General features: G+C 50.7%; 5 protein-coding genes. 2 read left to right on the top strand and 3 right to left on the bottom strand.

Going from position 1 to position 4,909, the window contains the following annotated elements:
* Positions 1–52: 52 nt before the first annotated feature.
* Positions 53–1,105, bottom strand: a complete 1,053-nt coding sequence (gene aroG, locus FDX09_RS19540) for a 3-deoxy-7-phosphoheptulonate synthase AroG (RefSeq protein WP_038638968.1) — start codon at positions 1,103–1,105, stop codon at positions 53–55.
* 316 nt (positions 1,106–1,421) lie between these two features.
* On the opposite strand from aroG, the gene FDX09_RS19535 reads away from it, so the two are divergent.
* Both FDX09_RS19535 and zitB read left to right on the top strand, forming a co-directional pair.
* Positions 1,422–1,796 (top strand): YbgS-like family protein, encoded by a 375-nt coding sequence (locus FDX09_RS19535; protein WP_137347734.1) that lies wholly within the window; start codon positions 1,422–1,424, stop codon positions 1,794–1,796.
* A 113-nt stretch (positions 1,797–1,909) separates the two neighbouring features.
* Positions 1,910–2,851 carry a CDF family zinc transporter ZitB gene (gene zitB, locus FDX09_RS19530; protein ID WP_069323184.1) on the top strand — a complete coding sequence of 314 codons (942 nt, stop codon included), beginning with the start codon at positions 1,910–1,912 and terminating at the stop codon, positions 2,849–2,851.
* On the opposite strand, the gene pnuC is transcribed toward zitB, so the two are convergent.
* Both pnuC and nadA read right to left on the bottom strand, forming a co-directional pair.
* Positions 2,848–3,567, bottom strand: a complete 720-nt coding sequence (pnuC, locus tag FDX09_RS19525; RefSeq protein ID WP_087857619.1) for a nicotinamide riboside transporter PnuC — start codon at positions 3,565–3,567, stop codon at positions 2,848–2,850. The genes zitB and pnuC overlap by 4 nt on opposite strands.
* A 26-nt stretch (positions 3,568–3,593) precedes the next feature.
* A complete protein-coding gene (gene nadA / locus FDX09_RS19520) occupies positions 3,594–4,637 on the bottom strand; it encodes a quinolinate synthase NadA (protein ID WP_085047486.1) in 1,044 nt (347 codons plus the stop codon).
* Positions 4,638–4,909: the final 272 nt, after the last annotated feature.

Below are 4,909 nucleotides of genomic sequence, written 5' to 3'. Positions count from 1 at the left end.
GGATGGCGGCGTTGCCTTATCCGGCCTACCGAGGCTAACCCGGATGAGTTTTTTACCCGCGGCGCGCTTTTACCGCTTCCGCCAACTGGCGTAACACCGCATCGGTATCTTCCCAGCCAATGCAGGCATCGGTGATGCTCTTGCCGTAGGTCAGGGGTTCACCGCTATCCGGGTTCTGATTACCTTCAACCAGATGGCTTTCAATCATCACGCCAATAATTGCTTTTTCGCCACCGGCAACCTGCCCGCAAACGTCTTTCGCAACATCCATCTGCTTTTTGAACTGCTTGCTGGAGTTGGCATGGCTAAAGTCGATCATCACCTGCGGAGAAAGCCCCGCTTTGACCAAACCTTCTTTCACGTCGGCAACGTGCTGAGCGCTGTAATTCGGCTCTTTGCCGCCGCGCAGAATGATATGGCAATCGCCATTACCGCTGGTATTCACAATCGCCGAATGGCCCCATTTGGTTACAGACAGGAAGCAATGCGGCGCCCCGGCAGCATTGATTGCATCAATGGCGACTTTGATGGTGCCATCAGTACCGTTTTTAAAACCAACCGGGCAGGACAAACCTGACGCCAATTCACGGTGTACCTGAGATTCTGTAGTACGTGCGCCAATTGCGCCCCAGCTCATAAGATCGGCAAGATATTGTGGGGTGATCATATCCAGGAACTCGCCTGCGGCCGGCAAACCACTGTCGTTGATATCCAGCAGCAGTTTACGGGCAATGCGCAGACCGTCGTTGATCTGGAAGCTGTTATCCATGTGCGGATCGTTGATAAGTCCTTTCCAGCCTACGGTTGTACGCGGTTTTTCAAAATAGACGCGCATGACGATTTCAAGTTCGCCTTTTAACTCTTCACGTAGCGCCAGCAAGCGAGCGGCATACTCTTTAGCCGCTGCCGGATCATGAATAGAACACGGCCCAATCACCACCAGCAGACGATCGTCACTGCCTTTGAGAATTTTATGAATCGCCTTACGGGCATGCGCCACCGTATTGGCGGCATTTTCAGTAGCGGGGAATTTTTCCAGCAGTGCGACCGGGGGTAATAATTCGTTGATCTCTTTAATGCGTAAATCGTCGTTCTGATAATTCATGATTATTCCAGCGTTGCCATACTTATATAAATGAATGCAATCCCTCCAATCTATATCTTCAGTCATAAAGTGTAAACGGGGTTTTACACTTTGGACGGATTAATCCTGGAATAGGCCCAAAAAACGCAATAAAGTAGCGAAAAAAGAGATCCAGACTACAATTTATAACTGTAACAGCTTAAATTCTCATAAATTTCAAGATTCTATGCTGGTTTTAATTTGCATAGCAAAACTATTAACCATGTCCTGCTGATGTACTGGCACATGCACTGTTGGAAGACGTTATCCGACATCTCAATCATAACAGGAGCATAATATGCATATGACAAAGCTGACTTCACTCTTTTTGACGGCCACACTCAGCCTCGCCAGCGGCGCGGCGCTCGCAGCTGACACCAACACGCAGTCGAATAACGGCCAGGCAAATTCCTCGGCAGATGCCGGTCAAGTCGCGCCAGACGCGCGCGAAAACGTTGCGCCAAATAATGTCGATAACAACAACGTGAATTCGGGTGGCACAATGCTGCATCCGGACGGTTCATCAATGAACCATGAAGGAATGACCAAAGACGAGGTGCATAAAAACACCATGTGTAAGGATGGACGCTGCCCGGATGTGAATAAAAAAGTTGAGACCGGAAACGGCATCAATAATGATGCCGACACCAAAACTGACGGTACTACCCAGTAACGCTGAAAATAAAGCTAATAACGGGAGAGCAATAGCTCTCCTTTTTAATTTTATCATCCCAAAAACGGTATCATGACATACAGTAAAGGTGAGAATAACAAAGGGATGGCATAATGGCGCACTCACATACTCATACTTCCCCTGAGCAACCTAAGGACAATAATGCCCGCAGATTGCTTTTCGCATTCTGCATTACAGCCGGATTTATGCTGGTTGAAGTGGTGGGTGGAATTATTTCAGGCTCGCTGGCGTTACTGGCTGATGCCGGACATATGCTCACAGATGCCGCCGCGCTTCTATTTGCCCTGCTGGCGGTCCAGTTCTCCAGGCGCCCGCCCACTATAAGGCACACTTTCGGCTGGTTGAGACTCACAACATTAGCCGCGTTTGTTAACGCCATCGCATTGGTTGTGATCACCATTTTAATCGTCTGGGAGGCCATTGAGCGCTTCCATACGCCACGTCCCGTTGCGGGCGGCATGATGATGATCATTGCTGTCGCGGGTTTACTGGCGAACGTGCTCGCTTTTTGGGTTTTACATCGCGGCAGTGAAGAGAAAAACCTTAACGTCCGCGCCGCAGCGCTGCACGTAATGGGCGATTTGCTCGGCTCGGTTGGAGCAATCATCGCTGCGCTGATTATTATCTGGACGGGCTGGACGCCAGCGGACCCAATTCTCTCGATTCTGGTTTCCGTGCTGGTACTGCGTAGCGCCTGGCGGTTATTGAAAGATAGCGTAAATGAATTACTGGAAGGCGCTCCGCTTACATTGGATATTGCCGCCTTGCAGCGCCATCTCAGCCGGGATATCCCCGAAGTTCGCAATGTGCATCATGTACACGTCTGGATGGTAGGTGAAAAACCGGTCATGACGCTGCATGTGCAGGTGGTCCCGCCGCACGATCACGACGCGCTGCTGGAGCGTATTCAACATTTCCTGATTCATCACTACCAGATTGAACACGCCACGATCCAGATGGAATATCAGCCGTGTAATGGGCCGGACTGCCACCTGTATCAGGGCGTGTCCGGCCATGCACATCATCACCATTAATGGGACAGCGCGTGGGAACCCCGCTCACGCGCGCTGTTAATCCACAACCTGCTTCCGTTCAGGGCGATAACCGTCAGGATCATATATTCCAGTGACATGGCATATACGCCTTGCAGAGCAAAGATCACTACGCTAATGACGTTAATGATCACCCACAACAGCCAGTTTTCAACGTATTTGCGCGTCATCAGGATCATCGCCACAATCGACAACACCATCATGCAGGAATCCCAGAACGGGAATGCATCGGGTTGCAACTCTGGAGCCGCTACCTGTAATCCCAGCCCCTGCATAATGTTCACGGCAATACGTGTCAAAAATGCAAACACCGGATCGATATAGACCGACATCAGGCCAATCGCCACCACGCAAGCAGCCAGCCAACCGATCGCTTTCGGTAACGGCAACCAGCGTATTTTCAACTCTGCCTCATGCTGGTTGGTTTGCCGGGACCAGGCATACCAGCCGTAGATATTCGCGACAAAAAAGAAAACCTGCAGCAACAGGCTGGCATAGAGCTGGATCTGAAAGAAGATAATCGCAAACAGCGTGACGTTTATCAGTCCGAAGACGTAATTACTGATTTTCTCAAGGCTCGCCAGGCCAATACACAATAACCCGGCGATCGTCCCCACGGCTTCGATCCACGACAGATCGTAACCGCCCGCACCGATCGGAATATGTACCAGAATGTTCTGCGTGCTAAAAAAGTCCATCTTTTCCCCCAGAGCAAATAAATTAATTAAGCCCGAAGTGTAGCCGCAAATTCCAACATGCGGTTTAACGGCAGCAATGCACCTTCTCGCAGCGCTGCATCTACATGTATCTCGTGAGCAGTCCCCCCTTGCTCCAGACCCTCAGCAATCGCCTTGAGGCCGTTCATCGCCATCCACGGACAATGCGCGCAACTGCGACAGGTTGCCCCTTCGCCAGCCGTTGGCGCTTCAAGCAACTCTTTATCGGGAACAGCTTGCTGCATTTTGTAAAAAATACCCCGGTCTGTCGCCACTATCAGTTGCTGGTGCGGTAACGATTTTGCTGCGTTGATTAACTGGCTGGTTGACCCGACCGCATCGGCCATATCAACGATGGACTGAGGGGACTCCGGATGCACCAGCACGGCGGCATTGGGGTAAAGCGCTTTCATGCGTGTTAAAGCCTGAGTTTTAAACTCGTCGTGGACGATACACGCCCCCTGCCAACAAAGAACGTCTGCACCGGTCTGTTTTTGCACGTAGTTGCCCAGATGTCTGTCCGGGGCCCAGATGATTTTTTCACCCAAACTATCAAGATGCTCAATAAGTTCAACCGCAATACTGGAGGTCACGACCCAGTCGGCACGTGCTTTAACTGCTGCTGAGGTATTGGCGTAAACCACTACGGTGCGATCCGGATGCGCGTCGCAAAACGCGCTGAACGCATCAATCGGACAACCCAGATCTAATGAACATTCTGCCTGCAGGGTTGGCATCAGGATGGTCTTTTCCGGGCTGAGAATTTTGGCGGTTTCTCCCATAAATCTCACGCCCGCAACCAACAGCGTAGAAGCGGGATGTTTTGAGCCGAACCGCGCCATCTCCAGAGAATCAGAAATACAGCCGCCGGTCTCTTCGGCCAACTGTTGGATTTCAGGATCGGTGTAATAGTGCGCGACCATAACGGCATCACGCTCTTTCAGCAGGCGCTTGATTTTTTCACGGTAAAATTGTTTTTCGTCCGCACTCAGCGGTGCTGGCTTCGGCGGAAATGGATAAATTGCAGCTTCAGGATCAAACATCACGCTCATCTTGCTTTCTCGTTTTACTGGCTTAACGAAATAACCGATTAAAAGCGTGACACACGCCATATTCGGTTTAGTTTGTTTTATATGCTAAACAAGATAGCGGATTAGTGCAGAAAAGTCACAATAATTGCGTGTGATGAGTACCGGATGGCGACTGGCGTCTTATCCGGCCTACATTTGGCACCCGTAAGGCTGATAAGCGAAGCGCATCAGGCAAGCAGGTTCGAATCTTCCATATTGCAGATAGCAGATAGCAAAAAGGCGCCGCCAGCGCC

It is taken from the genome of Citrobacter sp. wls717 (genome assembly GCF_005280955.1).
GTDB lineage: Bacteria > Pseudomonadota > Gammaproteobacteria > Enterobacterales > Enterobacteriaceae > Citrobacter > Citrobacter werkmanii.
Note: the sequence above shows the minus strand (reverse complement) of the source record. Positions and strands in the feature narration are given on the sequence as shown.

Bases quoted from the DNA above. Each gene is read 5' to 3' on its own strand.
- aroG (WP_038638968.1), bottom strand. From the start codon at position 1,105: ATGAATTATCAGAACGACGATTTACGCATTAAAGAGATCAACGAATTA.
- nadA (WP_085047486.1), bottom strand. From the start codon at position 4,637: ATGAGCGTGATGTTTGATCCTGAAGCTGCAATTTATCCATTTCCGCCG.
- zitB (WP_069323184.1), top strand. From the start codon at position 1,910: ATGGCGCACTCACATACTCATACTTCCCCTGAGCAACCTAAGGACAAT.
- pnuC (WP_087857619.1), bottom strand. From the start codon at position 3,567: ATGGACTTTTTTAGCACGCAGAACATTCTGGTACATATTCCGATCGGT.
- FDX09_RS19535 (WP_137347734.1), top strand. From the start codon at position 1,422: ATGCATATGACAAAGCTGACTTCACTCTTTTTGACGGCCACACTCAGC.